The 22769-nt window shown below is 66.9% G+C and carries 27 protein-coding genes; 12 read left to right on the forward strand and 15 right to left on the reverse strand.

Features of this window, described 5'->3' with window-relative positions:
* Genes G6N57_RS00895 through G6N57_RS00905 form a run of 3 tightly spaced genes read right to left on the reverse strand, consistent with a single transcriptional unit; the run spans position 1 to position 2946 of the window.
* Complete coding sequence (locus tag G6N57_RS00895; protein ID WP_077742446.1) at positions 1-762, reverse strand: SDR family NAD(P)-dependent oxidoreductase; 762 nt, start codon at positions 760-762, stop codon at positions 1-3.
* Positions 759-1457, reverse strand: a complete 699-nt coding sequence (locus G6N57_RS00900) for an SDR family NAD(P)-dependent oxidoreductase (protein WP_097925919.1) — start codon at positions 1455-1457, stop codon at positions 759-761. The genes G6N57_RS00895 and G6N57_RS00900 overlap by 4 nt, the downstream gene beginning before the upstream one ends.
* Positions 1450-2946 (reverse strand): APC family permease, encoded by a 1497-nt coding sequence (locus G6N57_RS00905; RefSeq protein ID WP_077742448.1) that lies wholly within the window; start codon positions 2944-2946, stop codon positions 1450-1452. The genes G6N57_RS00900 and G6N57_RS00905 overlap by 8 nt, the downstream gene beginning before the upstream one ends.
* 165 nt (positions 2947-3111) lie before the next feature.
* Here G6N57_RS00905 and G6N57_RS00910 point away from each other — a divergent pair, with 165 nt between their 5' ends.
* The gene (locus tag G6N57_RS00910) at positions 3112-4488 is read left to right on the forward strand and encodes a PucR family transcriptional regulator ligand-binding domain-containing protein (RefSeq protein ID WP_077742449.1); all 1377 of its coding nucleotides are present in this window, start codon (positions 3112-3114) and stop codon (positions 4486-4488) included.
* A gap of 48 nt (positions 4489-4536) precedes the next feature.
* Positions 4537-4917, forward strand: coding sequence for a VOC family protein (locus G6N57_RS00915; RefSeq protein ID WP_077742450.1), 381 nt, complete (start codon positions 4537-4539; stop codon positions 4915-4917).
* Positions 4918-4988: 71 nt separating this feature from the next.
* Here the strand turns inward: G6N57_RS00915 and G6N57_RS00920 are convergent, their stop codons facing one another.
* Genes G6N57_RS00920 through G6N57_RS00930 form a run of 3 tightly spaced genes read right to left on the reverse strand, consistent with a single transcriptional unit; the run spans position 4989 to position 6903 of the window.
* On the reverse strand, positions 4989-5297 hold the full coding sequence (locus G6N57_RS00920) for a DUF3349 domain-containing protein (protein WP_075922598.1): 309 nt from the start codon (positions 5295-5297) through the stop codon (positions 4989-4991).
* A gap of 10 nt (positions 5298-5307) precedes the next feature.
* Entirely contained in the window at positions 5308-5592 is a 285-nt protein-coding gene (locus tag G6N57_RS00925) for a hypothetical protein (RefSeq protein ID WP_077742451.1), read from the reverse strand.
* Between the two features lie 36 nt (positions 5593-5628).
* Complete coding sequence (locus G6N57_RS00930) at positions 5629-6903, reverse strand: inorganic phosphate transporter (protein ID WP_077742452.1); 1275 nt, start codon at positions 6901-6903, stop codon at positions 5629-5631.
* A 265-nt stretch (positions 6904-7168) separates the two neighbouring features.
* On the opposite strand from G6N57_RS00930, the gene G6N57_RS00935 reads away from it, so the two are divergent.
* The 3 genes from G6N57_RS00935 to G6N57_RS00945 all read left to right on the forward strand — a co-directional run bounded on the left by G6N57_RS00935 (position 7169) and on the right by G6N57_RS00945 (position 9338).
* Positions 7169-7531: a DUF3349 domain-containing protein gene (locus G6N57_RS00935; protein WP_077742453.1), complete on the forward strand. Its 363-nt coding sequence runs from the start codon at positions 7169-7171 to the stop codon at positions 7529-7531.
* Positions 7532-7596: 65 nt separating this feature from the next.
* A complete protein-coding gene (gene menE, locus G6N57_RS00940) occupies positions 7597-8667 on the forward strand; it encodes an o-succinylbenzoate--CoA ligase (protein ID WP_407666004.1) in 1071 nt (356 codons plus the stop codon).
* A 56-nt stretch (positions 8668-8723) separates the two neighbouring features.
* The gene (locus G6N57_RS00945) at positions 8724-9338 is read left to right on the forward strand and encodes a pyridoxamine 5'-phosphate oxidase family protein (protein ID WP_077742454.1); all 615 of its coding nucleotides are present in this window, start codon (positions 8724-8726) and stop codon (positions 9336-9338) included.
* On the opposite strand, the gene G6N57_RS00950 is transcribed toward G6N57_RS00945, so the two are convergent.
* Positions 9332-10192, reverse strand: a complete 861-nt coding sequence (locus G6N57_RS00950; protein ID WP_077742455.1) for a GNAT family N-acetyltransferase — start codon at positions 10190-10192, stop codon at positions 9332-9334. The two genes, G6N57_RS00945 and G6N57_RS00950, sit on opposite strands and share 7 nt — an antisense overlap.
* A 40-nt stretch (positions 10193-10232) precedes the next feature.
* Positions 10233-10895: a TetR/AcrR family transcriptional regulator gene (locus tag G6N57_RS00955; protein ID WP_077742456.1), complete on the reverse strand. Its 663-nt coding sequence runs from the start codon at positions 10893-10895 to the stop codon at positions 10233-10235.
* Positions 10896-11086: 191 nt separating this feature from the next.
* On the opposite strand from G6N57_RS00955, the gene G6N57_RS00960 reads away from it, so the two are divergent.
* The 4 genes from G6N57_RS00960 to G6N57_RS00975 are packed head-to-tail and all read left to right on the forward strand — an operon-like array spanning position 11087 to position 15207.
* Positions 11087-11512 carry an MmpS family transport accessory protein gene (locus G6N57_RS00960; RefSeq protein WP_036441900.1) on the forward strand — a complete coding sequence of 142 codons (426 nt, stop codon included), beginning with the start codon at positions 11087-11089 and terminating at the stop codon, positions 11510-11512.
* Positions 11509-14412 (forward strand): MMPL/RND family transporter, encoded by a 2904-nt coding sequence (locus G6N57_RS00965; protein WP_077742457.1) that lies wholly within the window; start codon positions 11509-11511, stop codon positions 14410-14412. The genes G6N57_RS00960 and G6N57_RS00965 overlap by 4 nt, the downstream gene beginning before the upstream one ends.
* Complete coding sequence (locus tag G6N57_RS00970; protein ID WP_077742458.1) at positions 14412-14741, forward strand: DUF732 domain-containing protein; 330 nt, start codon at positions 14412-14414, stop codon at positions 14739-14741. Before G6N57_RS00965 ends, G6N57_RS00970 begins: the two co-directional genes overlap by 1 nt.
* A gap of 16 nt (positions 14742-14757) precedes the next feature.
* The gene (locus tag G6N57_RS00975; protein ID WP_097925920.1) at positions 14758-15207 is read left to right on the forward strand and encodes a DUF5078 domain-containing protein; all 450 of its coding nucleotides are present in this window, start codon (positions 14758-14760) and stop codon (positions 15205-15207) included.
* 103 nt (positions 15208-15310) lie between these two features.
* Here G6N57_RS00975 and G6N57_RS00980 read toward each other — a convergent pair whose 3' ends face one another.
* From G6N57_RS00980 to G6N57_RS00990, 3 genes are read right to left on the reverse strand one after another with little or no spacing between them, the layout of a single operon-like run.
* The gene (locus tag G6N57_RS00980) at positions 15311-16438 is read right to left on the reverse strand and encodes an NAD(P)H-dependent flavin oxidoreductase (protein WP_077742460.1); all 1128 of its coding nucleotides are present in this window, start codon (positions 16436-16438) and stop codon (positions 15311-15313) included.
* A 59-nt stretch (positions 16439-16497) separates the two neighbouring features.
* Positions 16498-17274 (reverse strand): S-methyl-5'-thioadenosine phosphorylase, encoded by a 777-nt coding sequence (locus G6N57_RS00985; protein WP_077742461.1) that lies wholly within the window; start codon positions 17272-17274, stop codon positions 16498-16500.
* A 6-nt stretch (positions 17275-17280) separates the two neighbouring features.
* Positions 17281-17574, reverse strand: coding sequence for a hypothetical protein (locus G6N57_RS00990; protein WP_077742462.1), 294 nt, complete (start codon positions 17572-17574; stop codon positions 17281-17283).
* A gap of 59 nt (positions 17575-17633) precedes the next feature.
* Here G6N57_RS00990 and G6N57_RS00995 point away from each other — a divergent pair, with 59 nt between their 5' ends.
* On the forward strand, positions 17634-18503 hold the full coding sequence (locus tag G6N57_RS00995) for a 1,4-dihydroxy-2-naphthoate polyprenyltransferase (RefSeq protein ID WP_097925941.1): 870 nt from the start codon (positions 17634-17636) through the stop codon (positions 18501-18503).
* Between the two features lie 103 nt (positions 18504-18606).
* Here G6N57_RS00995 and G6N57_RS01000 read toward each other — a convergent pair whose 3' ends face one another.
* Both G6N57_RS01000 and G6N57_RS01005 read right to left on the reverse strand, forming a co-directional pair.
* Positions 18607-19173: a Clp protease N-terminal domain-containing protein gene (locus tag G6N57_RS01000; protein WP_097925921.1), complete on the reverse strand. Its 567-nt coding sequence runs from the start codon at positions 19171-19173 to the stop codon at positions 18607-18609.
* A 1-nt stretch (position 19174) separates the two neighbouring features.
* Positions 19175-19411, reverse strand: coding sequence for a helix-turn-helix domain-containing protein (locus G6N57_RS01005; protein WP_097925942.1), 237 nt, complete (start codon positions 19409-19411; stop codon positions 19175-19177).
* A gap of 130 nt (positions 19412-19541) precedes the next feature.
* On the opposite strand from G6N57_RS01005, the gene G6N57_RS01010 reads away from it, so the two are divergent.
* Entirely contained in the window at positions 19542-20891 is a 1350-nt protein-coding gene (locus tag G6N57_RS01010) for an MFS transporter (RefSeq protein WP_097925943.1), read from the forward strand.
* A 49-nt stretch (positions 20892-20940) separates the two neighbouring features.
* Here G6N57_RS01010 and G6N57_RS01015 read toward each other — a convergent pair whose 3' ends face one another.
* Entirely contained in the window at positions 20941-21222 is a 282-nt protein-coding gene (locus G6N57_RS01015; RefSeq protein WP_077742463.1) for a DUF4229 domain-containing protein, read from the reverse strand.
* 75 nt (positions 21223-21297) lie between these two features.
* Between G6N57_RS01015 and G6N57_RS31610 the strand changes: the two genes are divergently transcribed.
* Positions 21298-21459 (forward strand): hypothetical protein, encoded by a 162-nt coding sequence (locus G6N57_RS31610; protein WP_097925922.1) that lies wholly within the window; start codon positions 21298-21300, stop codon positions 21457-21459.
* Between the two features lie 6 nt (positions 21460-21465).
* Here the strand turns inward: G6N57_RS31610 and G6N57_RS01020 are convergent, their stop codons facing one another.
* Positions 21466-22680, reverse strand: coding sequence for a MinD/ParA family ATP-binding protein (locus G6N57_RS01020; RefSeq protein ID WP_174814539.1), 1215 nt, complete (start codon positions 22678-22680; stop codon positions 21466-21468).
* Positions 22681-22769: the final 89 nt, after the last annotated feature.

Here is a 22769-nt window from a genome sequence, read left to right on the forward strand (position 1 = left end):
TCACACTCTCGTTCGGGTGGCCCCGCCGTTGCAGGAGATCACCTGCCCGACCACCGCCGACATCTCGAAGTCGGCCAAGAACTGCACCGCAGCGGCGATCTCATCGACAGAACCGATGCGGCCCAACGGGATTGCCTCGGCGTAGCGCGCTTGCATGTCGGGCAGCGCGATCCCGGCGGCATCGGCGTCCACCTTGAGCTGGGGGGTGTCGGTGACTCCGGGCGCCACCGCGTTGACGATGATCCCCTCCGGAGCCAGTTCCCGGCCCAGGGTCTTGACCAACGAGATGAGCCCGGCCTTGGACGCCGCGTAGGCCGTCGCCTCGGGCCAGCCGGTGACACCCCACTCGCTGGCGATCACCACGATCCGGCCCCCGCCGTTCCGGCGCATGTGTGGCAACACCGCCTGCACCAGATGAAAGGTGCCGCCCAGGTTGGTGTCGATCACCCGCCACCAGTCGGCCTCGTCATGTTCGAGCAGCGGGGCCATGGTCATGTAGGCGTGGTTGGCGACCAACACGTCGAGCCGGCCCGCCGTGTCGGCCACCTTGTCGGCAATCCGGGCGCAGGCACGCGGGTCACTGACATCGCCGGGAACGGCCAGACCGCCGATCTCGGTGGCCAGCTCATCCAGAGCACTGCTCCCGCGAATGTCGTTGACCGCCACCGTCGCTCCCGCGCCGGCGAGCCTTCGCGCATGCGCCGCACCCATCCCCTGCACCGCGCCGGTGACCAGCGCGACCCGACCCGACAGCGAGCTCATATCACCGCTCCCGCGTTGACGTTGACGACGTCACCGGTACTGAACGTGGCGTCGCACATCAGGTATTGCACGCAACGCGCCACCTCGGCCGGGGTGACCAGCCGCCGCAACGGCAGCGTGTCCAGGTAATCGGCTGCGCGCCACGGAGAATCGTCGGCCAGCAGCGGGGTGTCGGTCGGACCCGGGGCCACCGCGTTCACCCGCACCCCCCGCCCGGCCACTTCGGCAGCCAGGCTGCGCACCAGTCCGAGGATCGCGCCCTTGGCCGCAGCGTAGTGGGCGTCGCCGTCGCCGCCACCGACGGCCAGTTCACTGGCCACCGCGACCACCGCGCCGGCACCCCGCTCCACCATGTCCGGCAGACAGGCCCGAGCGGCGTGGAACAACCCGCCCACGTGGACCCGCAACATGCGCTGCCAGGCCTGGAGGCTGATCTGGCTGATCGGCGCCATCTCGTAGTGGCCCGCCGAGGTCACCAGCCCGGTGATCGGTCCCAGCTCGGCACGGATCTCGGCGACCGCCCTGCTCACCGCGGCGCCATCGGAAACATCCGCTGCCACAGCATGATCCGCGCGGGTTTCACCCGACAGGTCAAGCGTGCCGATGCGGTAGCCGCGCTCTCGCAACGCCGTGACCACCGCGGCACCGATTCCGCTGGCGCCGCCGGTGACGACTGCGACAGGTGCGTCAGTCATCGATGGCCACCTTGTCATCCGGCTGCTCGTCGGAGATCTCGGCCTCGTCGATCAGCGCCGCGCTCACGATCTGCCTCCGCACGGTGAGCAGGATCCCCACACCGATCACACCGAGCACAGCAACGCCGATCCACACCGACCAATCCAGGTAGCGCTGTTCGAAAACCGTTCTGGGCCAGGCGATATTGAGCGTCTGAAGGATCGCCCACACCGCGGCCACCACGGCGACGGGAACCGTGGCCCGCCCCAGGCTGAATGTGCCGTCGGTCCAGCCGCGGCGCGCCAGCACCACCACGAACCCGATCAGCGGGAACAGGAAGGCCAGGTAGAAGCCGCCTGCGGTGAAATTGACCATGAGCGAATAGATGTCGCCGGCCACGATCGACAGTCCGAACAGCGCCCCACCGACCACCGTCGTGACGAGGATCGCCACCACCGGGATTCGCGCCTTGCCACGCAGCCGGGACAGCACGGCCGAGGCCGGCAGCGCACCGTCACGGGCATACGCCCAGATCACCCGCGACGCGGAAGTCTGCAAGGCCAAGAAGCTCGCCAGGAAGCCGATTACGAACAGCACCTCCACCGGCTTGGCGATGCCGTGTCCCAATGCCGCCGTGAGGGTTTCATACACCGGGTCGGCCACCGACCCGGCCACCACCGCATCCAGATCCGGGATCGCCAGGATGATCGCAAGACTCGAGTAGGCCACCACCAACGCGATGAATCCCAGCGAGAACAGGACGGCCTTGGGCAGATCGCGCCTCGGCTCGTGCACTTCCTCGGCGATCGCCCCGGCGCTCTCGAACCCGACGAAGGAGAATCCGATGAACGCCACCGCGATCAGGAACGGCCCGCCCAGGTAACTCCAGGTGTCGACGCCGGGGCCGCCACCCTCCAACAGCACCGACAGCGAGTTGTTGCGGTGGAACAGCAGCAGCCAGGTGCCCAGCCCGATCGAACCGATCACCTCGGCCACGATGCTGGCAGTCATGAACACCTTGAGCGCACCGCGGCCGACCAGGTTGATCGCCGTGCCGCCGAGCAGGATCATCAGCGCGATGACGGCCCGCAAGCCGCCTGACGGCGACTCCACTCCGGCGATGTTCGCCACGAATCCGGCGGCACCGAGCGCCACGGTCGCCATGGCGATCACCAGCGTCCACATGTACACCCAGCCGGCGAACCAGCCGTAGGACGTGCCGAGCAGCCGCCGCGACCATTGATATATGGAACCCTCCAACGGCCAACGCGACACCAGCATCGCGAAGACCAGGGCCACCAACAACTGCCCGCCGAACACCAGCGCGAAGCCCCACCAGAAGCTCGGACCGGCGGCGGACAGCGCCAGGCCGAAGATGCCGTAGAGCGCGACGATCGGCGAGATGAACGCGAAAGCGAAGGCAAACGCCGACCACAGCGAGAATTCGCGCCGTAGCACGTGGGGCCCGTCGGGTTCGCGCGCGTCCAACGAGATCGGCGATGCAGTCATCGTGTGCTCCCTCTGACGTGGTTGCAGGAACTATCACGCCACCGTGGTGCAAGCGCCAAGCAATCGCGGCGAACACGCTGCAAACCCACTGTCGCACCGGGCCCGCATTGGAGGATCCGACAATGCCCGCCGACACGGGTGTGACGACGGCGTTACGCTGACCCCATGTCGGACCGCAGCGACGTCGTACCGACCCTGCGCGACCTGCTCGAGTCACACCGCGGGCTGCTCACCCCCGACGACGACCCGGGCGACCTCGACCGGCCGATCAGCTGGGTGCACACCACCGAGTTGCGGGATCCGTCGCGGTATCTGCACGGCGGCGAGCTGGTCTGCACCGTAGGGATCAGCCTGCAGACCGAGCAGGACTGCGAGGCCTTCGTGGATTCGTTGACCCGGGCCGGAGCTGCCGGGCTGTGCTTCGGCGTCGGCGATGTGCACGACAGCGTCCCGACCACGCTGATCGCCGCCGCGTCCAAAGCCGGCCTGCCGATCCTCGTCGCCCCGCCCAACGTGCCGTTCTCCTCGGTGAGCCGCTACGTCGCCGACTTCCAGATGGGCGGCGAGATCGCCGTCGCTCGGGCCACTAATTCGCTTATGCCGGAACTACTTTCGTCGCAGCGACGGCGCGAGTCGGTACGGCAGCTGCTGGACCGGGCGGGTGAGGTGCTGGGCGGCTACCTCCTGCTGGATCCCGACGGGACACCCGCGGACACCGGTGCCACCATCGTGGTCGACGGGCTGGGCGCCCTGACCTGGGTAGGCAGCGGCGACCCACCCGAAACCGCTGTGCTGGAGCTGACCGCGCGATTCGCCCAGGCCACCCAAGGCGATATCGACATCGAATCCGCGCTGAGGCGCGAACGTGTCGGGCAGCTGCTGTCGCTGATCGAGCGACGCATGCTGCTGCCCGACGCGCTCCATCGGCTGCTCGACTGGACCGGGCTGAACTCCCCTGAACTGACCTGCTCGGCGTGGCCGGCCGGGGCGGGCGCCGTGCTGTCGATGGCGTTTCCCGATGCCCTCGTCGGGGATGCGCCCGAAGTGTGCCTGGTGGTCGAGGCGGGCGTTCGGGCTGAGTCCACCGCTGAGCTCTCGCTGCCTTCGGGGCACGCCGCTGCCGGGCCGTTGGCGGAACTGGGGGCGGCGATCACCCAGGCCCGCATCGCGCTCGACCTGGCCCAGCAACACGGCGGCAGCATCGGCCCTGACCAACTCAGCACCTTCGACAGCCTGCTGGAGGGTTTACCCCTGAGCCGCTTGGCTCCGTTCAAGAACCAACTCATCGATCCGCTCGAACGCCTGGACAACGACCGGGGTACCCAGCACGTGCGGACTCTTCGGACCTTTCTGGCCACCAACGGATCTCTGATCGACACCGCGCGCGAACTGTTCCTGCACACCAACACGGTCCGTCACCGGCTGGGCCGTATCCACGCGATCACGGGCCGCAACCCGATGAGCTTCGAAGACCAGGCCGCGTTCGCCATCGGATTGCGCGCCAACGACCGCGTCCGCCGCATGCCCGGCCAGCCGGAGTGACCCGTGTCGCGGATCCTCCCTGACATCCGGCGGTGGTAGACAAGGGACATGGAAATCCTGGCCAGCCGGATGCTGATCCGGCCGGTCGACTACCCGAAGTCGGTCGAGTTCTACCGCGACGGGATCGGCCTGGCCATTGCCCGCGAATACGGTGCCGGCACAGTCTTTTACGCCGGGCAGTCACTCATCGAGCTGGCCGGTCACCACAGTCCGACCGAACCCGGGGTGTTCCCCGGCGCGGTGTGGCTGCAGGTGCGCGACGTCTACGCGACCCAGGCGGAACTGGAAGGCCGCGGCGTGGCCATCGCCCGGGCTGCGGCCGAGGAGCCGTGGGGCCTGCACGAGATGCACGTGACCGACCCCGACGGCATCACCCTGATCTTCGTCCAGGTGCCCGACACCCATCCGCTGCGCCGGGATACGCGTTGACTCAGAACTGACGCTGCACTCGTGCGAGTAGCGGTGTGCGTGGATTCAAAGTCAACAGCCGGGTTCCGACCTCAGCGCGCCGGTGTCGACAGCGGCCAGCCCACCGAGGCCAGCCGTGCGGCGACCTGATTGATCTCTTCGGGATTCGGGTCCTTGTCGATGACATTGCGCACCGCCAGCCGGATCTCGTCATCGGTGACCGGGCTGTCGCCGGTGCTGGACCGCAGGATGTCGTGGGTGGCCTGAACCACCTCGTCCTCGGACAGCGACCGGGTCAGCAGGGCCAGCAGGGCGAACTGGTCGGTGTGGGGCACCCCCTCGGGGTAGCCCGCCCGCAGCCAGTTCAGGACGTTGTCCAGGAAGCTCGTCGTCTCCGTCACGATGCTCAGCTCACTTCTTGGGCAGGAACGGGAACAGGTCGACACCGGTGTGGTGGATGATCGTGGTCCGCGTGATCCACGCGATGGCAACCAGGATCACCAGACCGACCAAGGCGAACAGCGTCAGCCCTAGAAACCTCAGTGCGGGGTTGGGGGCGTGGGTGGTGCCGTCGGCGTTCGCACCGCCGGCACCGTTGGAGTAGGCCACGAGCCCCGCGGCGAACACCGCGGGCAGGCCGGCGCCGAGGATCAGCCCGACCACGAGCACCTTGAAAATGGCTTCCAGATAAGTCATTGCGATTCCTTGTGTCCGCTGTGTGTGGTCAGGAGATCAGACGCTGGCTTTGTCGGCGCCGGGCTTCTTCTCGGCGGTCGTTGCGGCGGGCTTGGCGGCTTCACGGACGTCGGCGGGCACCACTGAGTTGGTGGAGTGGTCCCAATCGGCATTGACGTTGCTGTGGTCGACCTTCTGCTGCTGGGCGCGCCACCACATGTATCCCGACAGGGCGACCAGGACCAGGAAGATCAGCCCGTCACCGGCGAGCGCCGATGAGGTCAGCGACTCGACCCCGTGGGACAGCCAGAAAGCCAGCGCGCCGACGATGCCTGCGGCGGGAAGCGTCACCAGCCAGGCCACGGCCATGCGCCCGGCGACCGCCCAGCGCACCTCGGCACCGGGCTTGCCGACGCCGCTGCCCAGGATCGAACCGGTGGCCACGTGGGTGGTCGACAGGGCCATACCGGCCGCACTGGAGCTCAGGATGATCGCGGCCGATGACGCCTCGGCGGCCAGGCCCTGCGGGGATTCGATCTCGACGAGGCCCTTGCCCAAGGTGCGGATGACGCGCCAGCCGCCGATGTAGGTACCGAGGCCGATGGCCAACGCGCAGGACGCGATGATCCAGAACGGCAGTCCGTCGTTCTTCACGTCACCGCTGAGGTGGCCGGTGGTGATGAGCGCGAGCGCGATGACGCCCATGGTCTTCTGGGCGTCATTGGTGCCGTGCGACAGCGCGACGAGCGACGCGGTGGCGATCTGTCCCCAGCGGAACCCGGCCTCGCGGCGCTTCTGCGCGACGTTGCGGGTGATGCGGTAGACGAGCCAGGTGCCGCAACCTGCCACCAGGCAGGCGATCACCGGGGCGGCCACCGCCGGGATCAGCACCTTCTGCGTGACGCCGGTCCAGTTGACCCCCGCCAGACCGATCGCGGCCAGGCCGGCGCCGATCAAGCCGCCGAACAGCGCGTGCGAGGAGCTCGACGGGATGCCGAACAGCCAGGTGAGCAGGTTCCACAGGATGCCGCCGATCAGGCCGGCGAAGATGATCGTCAGCCCGGTCGAGGCGTCGATCGACGGGATCAGGGATCCGGTCTTGGAGTCCTGGATCTTCAGCACCGAGCTCGTGACGGTGATGGCGACCTCCACCGACAGGAACGCGCCGACCAGGTTCAGCACCCCAGCCAGCAGCACCGCCGTCTTCGGCTTGAGAGCGCGAGTGGCGATCGAGGTGGCCATGGCGTTGCCGGTGTCGTGAAAGCCGTTTGTGAAGTCAAAAGCCAGTGCCGTTGCTATCAACAGCACCAGGACGATCAGCTCAGCGCTCATGGCGGTAATTCTGTCGGACCACTGGCAATTTTGACCAGCCGGAAACACCTCGCTGAGCTGGGAATTCGAATACGCTCCGAATGAGTTCACCGAGTGTTCATCTGTCCACCCCGGATTGTTCGCCGGGGCGGTTTGCCGATCCCTGAGCGGGCTATAAGTTCACTGCGAGCCAGAGTCGGCGGACAGCACTAACATCAATGCGGTCTTCCGGCTCAAACTCGTATGTCCGGAGGAACCTCGCTCGGGTGCATCAGGAGTAGGCACAGTGAACGCTTTTCTCGCGAAGATCGCGGCCTGGCTCAATGCCGGGTACCCCGAGGGGGTGCCAGGGCCAGACCGGGTGCCGCTGTTGGCGCTGCTGACCCGGCGCCTGACCAACGACGAAGTCAAAGCCGTCGCACAAGATCTCATCGACCGCGGTGAGTTCGATCACATCGACATCGGGGTGCTGATCACCCAGATCACCGACGAGCTGCCCCGCACCGAGGACGTCGAGCGGGTGCGCGAACGCCTGGCCGCCAAGGGATGGCCGCTGGACGATCCGCGCGACGCCGAGGACACCCTCGACGCCGACGACACCGGCCATCGCAACGGGGACGACCCGAAAGAGCCAGGGGGCCCGGCATAGCCGTCCTTCGCGCCATCACCGTCGGCTCCGCGACGGACGAACTGCTGACAATCCTCGACGACGTCCTGGCCGGGCGCGGGGCGGCGATCCTGCCCGTGCCCGCCGACGACGAACGTCAGAGTTCTTTGCTGACAAACACTTTGCGCGCCGGCGAGGACATCGATGACGACGTCGCCGTGGTGATCTCGACCTCGGGCACCACCGGCAAGCCCAAGGGCGCACTGCTGACCGCTGACGCGCTGCGGGCCAGCGCGACCGCCACCCACGCCCGATTGGGTGGCGCCGGGCGGTGGTTGCTGGCCCTGCCCGCCTATCACATCGCCGGCCTTCAGGTCCTGGTCCGCAGCGCGCTGTCGGGCACCCCGCCCGTCACCGTCTCGGCATCGTTCGATCCGGCCGAGTTGCCTTCCGCGGTCGCCGCTTTGGGCGGTGGACGCCGCTACGCCTCGCTGGTGGCGGTGCAACTCGACAAGTGCCTGCGCGACGCGGCCGCCGCGGATGCACTGGCCGACCTCGACGCCGTTCTGATCGGCGGCGGCCCCATGCCGGCCGGGGTGGCCGACCGCGCGCGAGCAGCGGGGGTGAATGTGGTGCGCACCTACGGGATGAGCGAGACCGCGGGCGGCTGCGTGTACGACGGGGTGGCGCTGGACGGCGTCTCGGTCCGGATAGACAACTCACGAATCCTGCTCGGCGGCGCCACCGTGGCCAAGGGCTATCGCAACCCGATCAGCCCCGACCCGTTCGCCGATCCGGGCTGGTTCCGCACCGACGACCTTGGCACCGTGGACGATTCCGGCGTACTGCGGGTCCTGGGCCGCATCGACGACGCGGTGAGCACGGGCGGTCTGACGGTGCTGCCGCAACTGGTCGAATCGGCATTGGCCGGCCATCCGGCGATCGCCGACTGCGCGGTGTTCGGGGTGCCCGACGAGCGGCTCGGCCAGCGGGTGGTGGCCGCGCTGGTGCTGGCCCCCGGGGCCTCTGCTCCCGATGTGGCCGAGTTGCGCACCCAGGTGGCGCAGACCCTCGATGCCACCGCGGCCCCGCGGGAGGTGCACATCGTCGACGAGTTGCCCCGGCGCGGCATCGGCAAGCTCGACCGGCGCGCGCTGGCCGCCCGCTACACGGGCTGAGCTGGGCCCGTTCCCCGACCAGACAATTCACTTGTCCGCTTCGGCATGATGGAGACATGCGCCGAGAAGTGACCTCCGCAGATGAGCTGCGCGCCATCGTCGGGCAACCCACCGCAGCCGTCGCCAAGAAGGTGACCGACCGCCTCTCGGAAGCGCAGCAGGGCTGGCTCAAGCAATCTCCGCTGGGCTTCGTGGCGACCACCGACGCGCAGGGCCGCGTCGACGTTTCCCCCAAGGGCGACCCGCCCGGTTTCGTCCAGATCATCGACGACACCACGATCGCGATCCCGGAGCGCCCCGGCAACCGGCGGGTCGACGGGTTCCTCAACGTCCTGCAGCGCCCGCATGTGGGCACGGTCTTCGTCATCCCCGGCCGCGGCGACACCCTGCGGATCAACGGCACCGGCCGGATCCTCTCGGATGCAGACTATTTCGATGCCATGGCAGTGGACGGCAAGCGGCCGATCCTGGCGCTCGAGATCGCCATCGAAGAAGTGTTCTTCCACTGCCCCAAGGCCTTCCTGCGTTCGAACACCTGGAAGCCCGAGACGTGGGATCCGACGGCGGTGCCCTCGGTGGCCCAGATGGCCAAGGCGTTCAAGCCCGATCAGAGCCAAGAAGAACTCGACGCGTATTACAGCGAGGACAACCTGCGCAAGATCCTCTACTGAACCGCCTCGGCCGGTTTCACCAGGATCGCCCGCGTGTAGAGCAGCTGGAAACCGCGGCGCTGCACGTTGTGCTGCGATTTCGAGCCGGGCGCCGTTGTCACCACGGCGATCTCGCATCCCGCGTCGGCGGCCTCGGCCAGCCGCGTCGCCAGCAGTGCGGCCTGCACTCCGCGGCGGCGGTAGGCCGGCGCCGTCGCAGCCCCGGCCAGCTGGGCGATCCCACCGGCCAGCCGCATCATCCCGCCACCGGCGACCACTCCGTCGCACAACGCGACATAGGCTGTCGCCCCGGCCTTTTCCATATCCCGTTCGGCCCGCTCGATGATGTCGGCGGGGAACTGCTCATGACTGACCGGCCCCTCGCCGTCGGGATGGGCGAAGCCCTCCACCACCACGTTTACCCAGGCGGTGAGATCGTCGGCCCGGCGCACCTGCACATCCGTCACCGGCGCGCGTTCGTCGCCCACCGGCCGGCCGAGCACGTTCTCGAACTCGACGAGGCGATAGCCGCGTCCGGACAACAATGCCGTGATCTCGGGATCGGCCAGGTTGGACAGTTCCACCCGCGTCGCGCCGCCCCGGGCCGCAAAGGCCCGCTCGATCTCACCCAGCACCGCCTCGTCGGGCAACCCGTCGAACCCGAGGCCGACCACCTTGTTCATCGGCGACTCGGCCTCGGCGAAACAGGCGTATCCGCCGGCGACCGGCAGCACCAGCCCGTCAGCACCACGGTGACCGGCGGCATGCGTCGCCGCCGAGATCAGGTCCGCCTCGGCCTTCTCGATCCGCCGCGCCAGATCGACACCGCAGAACAACTGGTCCGAGTTCACGCCTGAGTCACCTTTGATAGCCACGTGGATATTGTGCCCACACAAGCTTTTCCGAAACGTCAGATCACCGAGGCGGCCCGGCCGGCTCCCAGGACTGCATCGCGATGTCGAGCGCTTCACTGTCGAGCGCTTTCACCGGAATCGGGGACTGATCAGCGTGGTACCGCATGCCCTCCAGCAGGATCGCCACGTATCGGCGCCACAGTTCAGAGTCGACGTTGCCGGCGAATTCGCTGACCGTGCCGGCCAGAAGCCCGAAGAGCGGCATGTCTGTCGACGACACCTCCGGACGTAGATACCCGTCGCCCTGGGCCCGCTCGACCAGTTTGGTCAACACCGGGACGAGGCTCTCCTGGCAGGCCTTGACCCGATCGCACCCGTAGGACTTGCTGAACGCGATTTCCCGCAATCCACGGTCAGTCGCGGTGATCTCGCACATCTTCTCGACGTACCACGCGAATCCCTGCCATGAATCTTCTTGCTGTAGTGCGGTTTCAGCCAGCGCGGTGAGCTGCTCCATACCATCCACGAAGATGGCCGCGATCAGCTCTTCCTTCGTGGCGAAGCGGCGGTACACCGTGCCCACCCCGACATTGGCATAGCGCGCAACATCATTGAGCGTCGCCTCAAGACCTTTCTCGGCAAACAGCTCCCTCGCAGCGTCGAGCACCCGCTGACGGTTGCGCTCTGCGTCCTTGCGCAGCGCGGGTCTTGTCTCCTCGGTCATATCTCTCAGTCCAAAGTGAGCGGCGTCATAAGTGGATTGATCCTATCCACTTATTCCGATAACTTTACCCCTCGAAGTGCGTAGGCCGCCTAATAGCAAGGTTGTCGCGATCGCATCGAAACGTCGGGAGGCCCAACAGTGACACCTGTCCTCGATATGCCCGCCGCGGGCGTCCCCTCGGGGCAACCGAAATGCTGAAGGCCGTCCGCCGAATCTGGCTCCCGGTACTGATCGTCATCGCCATGGGGGCCGGAGTGCTGATCGTGATGAACGTCCGCAAGGTCTTCGGCGCGCATCCCGTGATCATCACCGACACCACGTCGGACAACGCCGAGGACTTCAACCCCAAGTTTGTGAAGTACGAGATCTTCGGTAACGGCGGCACTGCCGTCATCAACTACATGGACCTCGAAGGCAAGCCCCAGCGCACGGGAACCGTGCCGCTGCCTTGGACTTTGACGCTGCAAACCACGCTGCCGTCGGTTCAGCCCAACATCATGGCCCAAGGCGACGGGGACAGCATCAGTTGCCGAGTCACCGTCGATGACCAGGTCAAAGAAGAGAGAACGGCTACTGGATTGAACGCACAAACCTTCTGCTTTGTGAAGGCAGCATGAGCGCGCCCACGGACGACACCCCGACCGACGCCATCCCGACCGGACGTCACAAGGCACCTCCGCGGCCCGCCATCCCACGATTCATCCGGCTGTTCGCCCTGCCGATCATCCTGATCTGGATCGTGATCGTCGCACTGCTCAACACCGTCGTGCCGCAGCTCGAGGTCGTCGGAAAGATGCGCGCGGTGTCGATGAGCCCCAACGACGCACCCTCGATGATCGCCATCAAAGAGGTCGGCAAGAAGTTCCAGGAGTACGACACCAGCAGCTCGGTGATGGTCGTCCTCGAAGGCGACAAGCCGCTGGGCCTCGAGGCGCACATGTTCTACGACCAGATGGTTCGTGACCTGCGCGCCGATACCACCCACGTGCAGCACGTACAGGACTTCTGGGGCGACACCCTGACCGCCAAGGGCGCCCAGAGCCGCGACGGCAAGGCCGCCTACGTGCAGGTCTACATCGCCGGCGACCAGGGTGAGACCCTCGCCAACGATTCCGTCGAAGCGGTGCGGCGCATCGCCACCGAAAGCCCCGCGCCCGACGGCGTGAAGGCCTACGTCACCGGATCCGCGGCTTCCAGCACCGACCAGAACATCGTCGGTGACGAGAGCATGCAGATGATCGAGCTCGTCACCTTCGGCGTCATCGCGGTGATGCTGCTCGGCGTCTACCGGTCGATCATCACCACGCTGATCGTGCTGGCAATGGTCGTACTCGAATTGTCCGGCGCCCGCGGGATGATCGCGCTACTGGGCTATCACAATTTCTTCGGGCTCACGACGTTCGCCACCAACATGCTGGTGACCTTGGCCATCGCCGCGGCCACCGACTACGCGATCTTCCTGATAGGTCGATATCAGGAAGCCAGACGCTCCGGCCACGATCGGGAAGCCGCCTACTACGACATGTTCCACGGCACGGCTCACGTCGTGCTCGCGTCGGGTCTGACCATCGCCGGCGCGACGTTCTGCCTGCACTTCACCCGCCTGCCGTACTTCCAGACCATGGGCATCCCACTGGCGATCGGCATGACGGTCGTGGTCGCCATGGCACTGACCCTCGGGCCGGCCGTCATCTCGGTGTTCAGCCGGTTCGGCAAGATCCTCGAGCCCAAGCGGCATTCCAAGTCCCGTGGATGGCACCGGGTCGGCACCGCCACGGTCCGCTGGCCGGGCGCAATCCTGGTGTGCGCCATCGTGGCTGCGTTGGTCGGCCTGCTCGCCCTGCCCGGCTATCACACCACCTACAACGACCGCATCTTCCTGCCCAAGGACGTCGGGACGAACATCGGCTATGACGCCGCATTCCGGCACTTCTCGCAGGCCAAGATGAACCCAGATCTGATGATGATCGAGTCCGACCGGGATCTGCGGAACCCGGCCGACTTCCTGGTGATCGACAAGATCGCCAAGGCCCTCAAGAACGTGCACGGTATCGCCCAGGTGCAGACCATCACCCGTCCCGACGGCGATCCGATCAAGCACTCGACGATCCCGTACACGCTGGGCCAGAGCGGCACGACCCAGTTGATGAACAACGACTACCTGCAGAGCAACCTGGACAACATCCTCAAACAGGCCAACGATCTGCAGAACAGCATCGACTCGATGACCGAGATGATGAGCATCCAAACGGATCTGGCCGCGGTGTCGCAGCGGATGGCCGACAAGATGAAGACCACGTCCGGCGACATGAACGACGTCCGGGATCACCTGGCGGACTTCGACGACCAGTTCCGGCCGCTGCGCAACTACCTCTACTGGGAACCGCACTGCTTCGACATTCCGATGTGCTGGTCCATCCGGTCGATCTTCGACGCGCTCGACGGCATCAACACGATGTCCGACGACTTCCAGGATCTGGTCCCGGAAATGCAGCGCATGGCGGACCTGATGCCGCGAATGGTCGCCGTGTTACCTGCGCAGATCCAGACCATGAAGAACCAGAAGCAGATCCTGCTGAACCAGTACCAGGTGCAGAAGGCCCAGCAGGACCAGACGATGGCGATGCAGAACACCGCCACCGCCATGAGCGAAGCGTTCGATACCGCCAAGAACGACGATTCGTTCTACCTGCCACCGGAGGCCTTCGGGACCGACGACTTCCAGCGGGGCCTCAAGCTGTTCATGTCACCTGACGGACATGCGGTGCGGTTCACCATCATTCACCAGGGTGATCCGCTGACCCCGGAAGGCACTTCTCGCATCGCACCGCTCAAGGTCGCCGCAACCGACGCCATCAAGGGGACACCGCTGGAGGGATCGAAGATCTACCTCGGCGGCAGCTCGGCGACGTTCGCGGACATGCAGCAAGGCGCCGACTACGACCTGATCATCGTCGCCGCGGCGGCACTGATCCTGATCTTCATCATCATGTTGGTGCTCACCCGCGCGGTGGTGGCCTCCGCGGTGATCGTCGGCACGGTGGTGCTGAGTCTTGCCTCGGCGTTCGGACTTTCGGTCCTGCTCTGGCAGCACATCGTGGGAATCCCGCTGCACTGGATGGTGATGCCGATGTCGGTCATCGTCCTGCTCGCCGTGGGCGCGGACTACAACCTGCTACTCGTCTCACGAATAAAGGAAGAGATCCACGCCGGTCTGAAGACTGGCATCATCCGGGCCATGGTCGGCACCGGTGCCGTGGTGACCTCCGCAGGTTTGGTCTTCGCCTTCACCATGGCATCGATGGCGGTCAGCAGCCTGATCGTGATCGGTCAGGTCGGCACGACCATCGGCCTGGGCCTGCTGTTCGACACCCTCGTCGTCAGGTCCCTGATGACACCGTCGATCGCCACACTGCTCGGCCGCTGGTTCTGGTGGCCGCAACGGGTCCGGCAGCGTCCGCTGCCCCAGCCCTGGCCGAAACCGATCCAACGCGACCCCGAGGAGGCCCTGGTCTGATGAAGCGCGCACTCATCGCCCTGATGTTCGGCGCAGCAACAGGTCTGGCCGTCGCGGTGCCGGCTCATGCCGACCCGGACACCGACTTCGCCAACGAGTTGCACACCTTCGGGATCTACGGGCAGAAGGACTACAACGCCTGGATCGGCAAGATCATGTGCAAGCGGTTGCACAACGGCGTCGACCACAATGCCAAGGACTCGGTCGGTTTCGTCAAGAAGCAACTGGCCAAGGACAGCACCGACGCTCAGTCGTGGCAGTTCCTGGGTACCGCCATCAACTACTACTGCCCCGATCAGCGGTTCGTCTACGAACAGGCCGCGCACTGAACGACTTTGGAGTGACATGCTGAAAAACCTGATCCGCACCGGCCTGGCCGCGTGTGCTGTGGCCGGCAGCCTGGCCGGCGCCGGCATCGCCTCGGCCGATGCCACCGACGACTACCCGATCCCGAACCGGATCCTCAAGACCCCCTGCACGGCCGAGCAGATCATGGCGGCCGCCCGCGACGTCGAGCCCGTGTACTACGAGCGCTACATGATCGACTACAACAACAAGCCCGTCGCCGACCAGCAGGGCGCCCAGGACCGGATCCACTGGTTCTTCTCGATGGACTACGCCGGCCGCCGCCAGTACTCCGAAAACACCGCCACCAACGCGTTCTTCGAGAACATGTCCTGGCGCTGGCCGAACTGGGCCAAGCTGTTCTTCAACAACAAGGGCGTCGCGGCCAACACCACCGACGTCTGCCAGAACTACCCGCCCAACGACATGTCCGTCTGGGACTGGCACTGACGCCGGCCGGGCCGTTGAGTTTGAAACCACGCACACCGCTACTCGCCAAAATGCAGCGCCAGCTCGAAGTCAACGTAAGGGTTGGCGAGGTCACCAACGGTCCCTAGTCCGGCAGCGAGTTGCTCAACCGCTCGGTGGCCGCGAGGTAGTCCTCGATGAACTCGCGGACCACCTCGCGGGCCGGCTTGACCTTGTTCATCAAACCCACCCCCTGCCCGACGAAGTAGGTGGCCAGCGCCTGCGCACCCGGATGCCCCTGGGCGGCAAGCACATCGATACGCCTGATGACGGGTTCGGCCAGCATGTTCTGCAGCGGTAGCGGAAGGGTTTGGTGCCCTGCGGGATTCGGCTGCCAGGCGTCGGTCCACTCCGACTTGAGCTGGCGGGCAGGCTTACCCGTCCGCCCGGTCGAGCGCACGGTGTCTCGCGAGGTCGCCGCGAGCATCTTCTGCACCGTGTGCGGCGCGGTCTCGGCCTCCTCGGTGGTCAGCCACACCGACCCGGTCCACGCGCCGGCGGCGCCCATCGCCACGGCCGCGGCCATCTGCCGTCCGGTGACGATGCCGCCGGCGGCCAGCACCGGAATGTCACTGCCCGCCTGCTCCAGCGTCTCCAGCACTTCCGGCACGAGAACCAGTGTGCTGACCTCGCCGCAGTGCCCGCCGGCCTCGGTGCCCTGCGCGACGATCAAGTCCACCCCGGCCTGCACCTGCTTGAGCGCGTGCTCGCGGGCACCCACCAGGGCAGCGACCGGCACGCCGCGTTCCCGGCCGGCGTCGATCATGTAGTCGGGCGGCACCCCGAGCGCATTGGCGATCAGCTTGATCGGATGGCTCATCGCCACATCCAGCAATTCACGGCCGGTGTCACCGGACAACGAGGACCCGCCCAGCCGCTGCTTGGCCTCGGGCTCGATGCCGTGATCGGCCAGCAGTCGTGCGACGAACTCGCGGTACTCGGCGGGGATGCGATCGGAGAGCTGCCCCCGCGACAGGTTCTCGCCCTTGCCCTCGAACTTCGCCGGCACGATGATGTCGGCGCCATAGGGCTTGCCGCCGACCTGCTCGTCGATCCAGGACAGCTCCTGGTCCAGCTGCTCGGGCGTGTAGGCCGTGGCCCCCAGCACGCCGAAGCCGCCGGCGTTGGTCACCGCGGCCACCACGTCACGGCAGTGGCTGAAGGCGAAGAGCGGAAAGTCGATGCCGAACTGCTCACAGATCGCGGGTTTCACCCCGTCAGTATTGGCACCCCGACTTGACGGGTGTCAAGAGGGGGCCCGATCGTGGCCCGTCAGGGCAGCTCGAACGGCAACTTCACGCCGTCGTGGGCCAGGCAGTGCGTGCAGGCCCGCTCACTCTCCACAGCCTCCAGCGCCTCGTGCACGAGCTTCTTGAACGGCACCAGGTTGCGCTCGAACTCGGCGAAGACGTCGACCGTGGTCACCCCGGCCCCGGCCTCGATTCCGGCATCCAGATCGGTGACCAAAGCGATTGCCGCATAACACATCTCAAGCTCACGCGCCAACACCGCCTCGGGGTATCCGGTCATGTTGACCAGAGTGAAGCCCTGATCGGCGAACCACCGGCTCTCGGCCCGGGTGGAAAACCGCGGCCCCTGGATCACCACCATGGTGCCGCCGTCGACCACCCCGGGCAGCCCGACCGCGGCGGACCGCAACGCCGGGCAGTACGGATCGGCGAAACCGACATGTATGCCACCGGAATCGAAGTACGTGTCGGCGCGGGCGCGGGTGCGGTCCACCAACTGATCCGGCACCACGATCGAACCCGGGCCCAACTGCGCGGTCAGACTGCCCACCGCACAGGGACCGAAGATCCGTCGTACCCCCAAGGTGCGCAGCGCCCACATGTTGGCCCGGTACGGGACCGTGTGGGGCGAGAACTCGTGGGCGACCCCGTGCCGGGGCAGAAAGGCCACCTCGTGCCCGCCCACGGCGCCCACCGTGATCGGTGCGCTCGGCGCACCGTAAGGGGTGTCCACGGTGACGGTGCGGGCCTCGGGCCCGAAGAACGAATAGAAGCCACTACCGCCGATGACGCCGAGCATGCAGTGCTATTCGGCCTCGTCGTGGGGCTTGACGGGATCCGCCGGGGCCTCGGCGACGTCGGCGACGTCCGCGTCGAGGTCATCGAGGTCGTCGTCGAAGTCGTCGTAATCCTCGTTGGCCTTGCGAGCGCCGTCGGCGATCTCGAAGACATCGGTGGCCAGGCCACCGATGGCCGTCGCGACGTCCTTGACGGCCGTGGTGATGATCGAGGTGACCTGCCCGACCGTGGAGGCGACAGCCTCGACGGATTCCTGCAGCACGTCCTTGCCGATCTCGGTCTTGCTGAGCTGCTCCTTCATGAGGCTCAGTGTAAGAGTCCGCGCGGGATGGCACCGGGTCAGCTCATACGATGACCGTCGTGGCCAGTTTCGCGCAATGGATCGAAGGCGCCCGCCCCCGCACCCTGCCCAACGCCGTTGCCCCGGTGCTCGCCGGTACCGGCGCCGCCGCCTGGGTGGGATCGGCGGTGTGGTGGAAAGCGTTGCTGGCGCTCGCCGTATCGCTCGCGTTGATCACCGGGGTGAACTACGCCAACGACTACTCCGACGGCATCCGCGGCACCGACGACGTACGGTCCGGCCCGCTGCGCCTGGTGGGTTCCAAGCTGGCCTCGCCGCGGGCCGTGCTGACCGCGGCGGTGGTGAGCCTGGCGGTCGGCGCGGTGGCCGGGCTGGCGCTAGCGGCGGTCAGCGCGCCGTGGCTGATCGCGGTCGGTGCCGTGTGTATCGCCGGGGCCTGGCTGTACACCGGCGGCAAGAAGCCGTACGGCTACCTGGGGCTGGGCGAGGTGGCGGTGTTCATCTTCTTCGGCCTGGTCGCCGTGCTGGGCACGCAGTACACCCAGGCCCTGCGCATCGACTGGGTCGGGCTGGTGGCGGCCGTGGCGATGGGTTCGCTGTCGTCGGCCGTGCTGGTGGCCAACAACCTGCGCGACATCCCCACCGACAGCCAGTCGGGCAAGATCACGCTGGCCGTGCGTCTCGGCGATGCGCGCACCCGGCTGCTGTACCAACTGCTGGTCGGCGTGGCCCTGGTGCTGCCCGTGGCGCTGATGCTCGCCACCCCGTGGTGTGCGGTGGGCCTGCTCGCCGCGGTGCCGGCGATGCGGGGACTGCGGCCGGTGCGCAACGGCAGCACCGGCGCCCAGCTGATCCCCGTGCTGCGCGATACCGGGCTGACCATGCTGGTGTGGGCGATCACGGTGTCGCTGGCGTTGTTCCTGGCCTAGCTTTCGCCCGCTCGCCGTCTCGCCGATTTCTACCTGCGGGCCGCGGTTCCTCGCTTGAGTTCAAGGGGTCCACGACCCAGGTGCAGAAACCGGCGAGTCCCGCCTACGCCGCGGCGTCCAAGAGTCTCACGATGCCGTTGCGCAGTTCGTCGGCGCCGACATGCTCGGTGATCAGGCCGACGGCCCGGTCGTCGCCGCCGCGAAGGATGCCGAGCAGGATGTGCTCGGACCCGATGTAGCCGTCCTTGTGCGCCAACGATTCCCGCAGCGCCAACTCCAGCACCTTCTTGGCGGCTTTGGTGAACGGCAGGTGCCCACGGCGCCTGCGCCGCCGGCCTGTGCTGCGCAGCGCGTTGTCGAAGGCGCCGTCGCCGAAGGTCCGGTCGACGTTGGCCCGCACCGCCCGCAGATCGATTCCGATCGACTGCAGCGCCTCGGCATCGTCGTCGAAGGCTTCGTCGGCCGGCGCGTCGGCAGACACCAACTCGGCCCGGACCGCATCGGAAGTCAGGCCGAATCCGGCCAGCAGAGCCGATAATTCACGGCCGGAGCTCTGCAGCACGCCGACCAGGAGGTGTTCCGGCCGGATGTCGTTGGCTTCCAGTTCGCGGGCCTCTTCCTGGGCCAGAACCACGGCAATGCGCGCGTGACGACTGAACCGCTCGAACATGTCATCCCTTCCGATTGTGCTTCTGGTGCACGGCCTGACGGCTGACCTCAAGGGCATCGGCGATCGCCTGCCAGCTCCAGCCCTGCTCGCGAGCATTCGCCACCTGGAGGGCCTCCAGCCGCTCCTGCAACCGCTGCAGCGCGCGCACCGCCCGTAGCCCGACGGCGGGGTCGGAACTGCTGACGCCATCGGTGATCAGCTCGTCTACATCACTCACCCTGTCAAGGTAACTTGACATCTCAGAGTCGTCAAGAAAAGTTGACACGGCCCCGGCCCGACCCGGGCGCACCGCCATCCGCCCACAGCACCAGCGGTATTGCACTAACGTGACCGTCGGCCTGCAACGCCGACCAGCTGGGGGAATGCGGATGACCACATCGACCGAGGCGCATCAGCCCGCACCGTCGGGCCGCGCCGAAACCCGCCGCGCCATCTGGAACACCATCCGGGGCTCGTCGGGCAACCTCGTCGAGTGGTACGACGTCTACGTCTACACGGTGTTCGCCACGTACTTCGAAGCCCAGTTCTTCGACAAGGCCGACAAGAACGCGACCGTCTACGTGTACGCGATCTTCGCGGTCACATTCCTCACCCGCCCGATCGGCTCGTGGTTCTTCGGCCGATTCGCCGACCGGCGCGGCCGCCGTGCCGCGCTGACCTTCAGCGTCTCGCTGATGGCGCTGTGCTCACTGGTGATCGCGCTCGTACCGTCACGCGAAACCATCGGTGTCGCAGCGCCGATCATCCTCATCCTGTGCCGGCTGGTGCAGGGCTTCGCGACCGGCGGCGAGTACGGCACCTCGGCGACCTACATGTCCGAGGCCGCCACCCGGGAACGACGGGGCTTCTTCTCGTCGTTCCAGTACGTGACACTGGTCGGCGGCCACGTGCTGGCCCAGTTCACCCTGCTGATCATCCTCACCGCGTTCAGCACCGACCAGGTCCACGAATTCGGTTGGCGCATCGGCTTTGCCATCGGCGGCGTGGCCGCCATCGTGGTGTTCTGGCTGCGCCGGACGATGGACGAATCGCTGTCCGCCGAACAACTCGAAGCGATCCGCGAAGGCAAGGACAAGAGCTCAGGCTCGTTGAGCGAACTGCTCACCCGCTACTGGAAACCGCTGCTGCTGTGCTTCCTGATCACCATGGGCGGCACCCTGGCGTTCTACGCCTACAGCGTCAACGCCCCGGCCATCGTCAAGACCACCTACAAGGACCAGGCCATGACGGCCACCTGGATCAACCTGATCGGGCTGATCTTCCTGATGGCGATCCAACCCATCGGCGGGATGATCAGTGACAAGGTGGGCCGCAAACCGCTATTGGTCTTCTTCGGTATCGGCGGGGTGCTCTACACCTACGTCCTGTTCACCTATCTGCCCCAGACACATTCACCGATCGTGTCGTTCCTGCTGGTGGCCGTCGCCTACGTGATCCTGACCGGTTACACCTCGATCAATGCCCTGGTGAAATCCGAGCTGTTCCCGTCGCACATCCGCGCCCTCGGCGTGGGAATTGGCTACGCCCTGGCGAATTCGATGTTCGGCGGGACCGCGCCGGTGATCTACCAGGCGCTCAAGGACCGCGACCTCGTGCCGTGGTTCATCGCCTACGTCACGGTGTGCATCGCCCTGTCGCTGTGGGTATACCTGGCCTTCCTCAAGAACAAGGCCGAGACCTACCTGGACCGCGAGAAGGGTGCGGCCTTCATCCGCTAGCGCGTGAAAGCCGCTGCGCCGGAGCCCATATCGAACCGGGCGCCGGACCTCAGTTCGCCGTAGGAGGCTCGTCGCCGCGCAACCGGGCCTGCAGTTGCTCGCGGTCCTTGCGGCGCCGCTCGTCGACCACGGCGATGGAAGCCGTCGCCCGCTCACGCAGCGGCCGGAACAGCCAGATCCCCAACGGCAGTGCGATCACGATGGCGAACAACAGCGCCACCACGACCGGGAAATCTGCCACGACCAAACTCCCCACGCCATAGATCGCCGCGGTCAGCACAGCAACCAGCACCAGCCGGGCGATGAGGTAAACCGCGACATCGGTGACCATGCGGGAGGTCGAACCACTTCCTGACACACTCCGAGCCTACCGACGACGCGTATATTCGGATCAAGGAGGTTTCGAGTGGCGTATCTACTCCTGCTCATTGTCGCGGCAAGCTTGGTCTACATCGGCTGGCGGCTGGCGCGGGTTTCTGGCAGTCGACCCAAGACCCGGGTGATCGGTCCCGACGACGATCCGGAATTCCTGCGTCGGCTCGGGCACGGCGACAACCCCCGCAACTAGCCAGGGTCAGGCGCGCGCGTCCGTCGACCGGCGTGCCCCAGCGAAGTCGGATGCCACCACGGCGGCCAGCTCGATCAGCGCCTCGCGGGTGCCGGGCTTGAGCCGGTCCAGGCTGATCTCCGCGCCCTCCTCCAGATGCGGATCGAACGGCACCAGCCGCACCGCGCGGCAGCGCCGCGAGAAGTGGTCCACCACCTTCGACAGATCGACCTTGCCCGACCGGGGCCGCACCGCGTTGATCACCGCGATGGAATTGCGCACCAGGTCCTGATGGCCGTGCGCGTCGAGCCAGTCCAGCGTCGCCGACGCACTCCGCGCCCCGTCCACCGAACCCGAGCTGATCACGACCAGCACGTCGGCCTTCGACAGCACCGCCGACATCGCCGAATGCATCAACCCCGTGCCGCAGTCGGTAAGCACCAGGCTGTAGAACCGCTCCAGCACCTCCAGGGCGCGCAGGTAATCGTCCGAGCTGAACGCCTCCGACACCGCCGGATCGCTCTCGGACGCCAGCACCTCCAGCCGGCTCGGCCCCTGTGAGGTGTAGGCCCGGACATCGCTGTAGCGCTCGATACCTTCGGCGTCGCGCAGCAGGTGACGGACCGTCGCCGCCGTCTCCAGCGGCACCTTCTGGCTCAGCGTGCCCCGGTCCGGGTTGGCATCCACCGCGACCACCCGGTCGCCGCGAATCGACGCGAACGTGGCACCCAACGTCGCTGTGATCGTGGTCTTGCCCACGCCGCCCTTCAGAGACATCACCGCGATCCGGTAACAGCCCTGCAGGGGCTGGCTGACCTCGGAGACCAGGTTGTTGCGGTGCGTGGTCTTGGGGCTCTCGCCGACGTTGACCTGCTTGAACGACGCGACGTACAGCGCCTTGCGCCAGCCCGAGGTCGGCGGGTTCTTGCGTTGGCCCAGCAGCGCGGCAGTGGACAGGTCCCGGTAGGCGGCGGCGTGGACTCCGGCGCCCGGCCGCTCCGCACCTCCAGCCGCGGGCGGCGCGAAGGGCCCCGGAGCCGGTTGGGGAAAGTTCGCGGCGAGGGGGCCGGGAAAGCTTGCGGGCACGGGCGGTGCGGTGATCACCGGGACGCCGTGCGGCGGCGTCGGGGCGGTCCACTCCGCGGGCAGCGGAGTGGAGACCCCCGGCTCGGCGGGATTGCTGAACCGCTGCTGACTGCGGAACCCGGGCACCGGGGCGAACACCGACGGCACGGGCGGCAGATCGACGACGGGCGGAGCCGCCGCGGGCGGTGCGGGCGGTGCGTCGGCAGCGGGCGGGGCCGCCTGATGGATCACGGTCGATTCGCCGG

Origin of the sequence: Mycolicibacterium boenickei, from assembly GCF_010731295.1 — a bacterium.
In the GTDB taxonomy this organism is placed as follows: Bacteria; Actinomycetota; Actinomycetes; order Mycobacteriales; family Mycobacteriaceae; genus Mycobacterium; species Mycobacterium boenickei.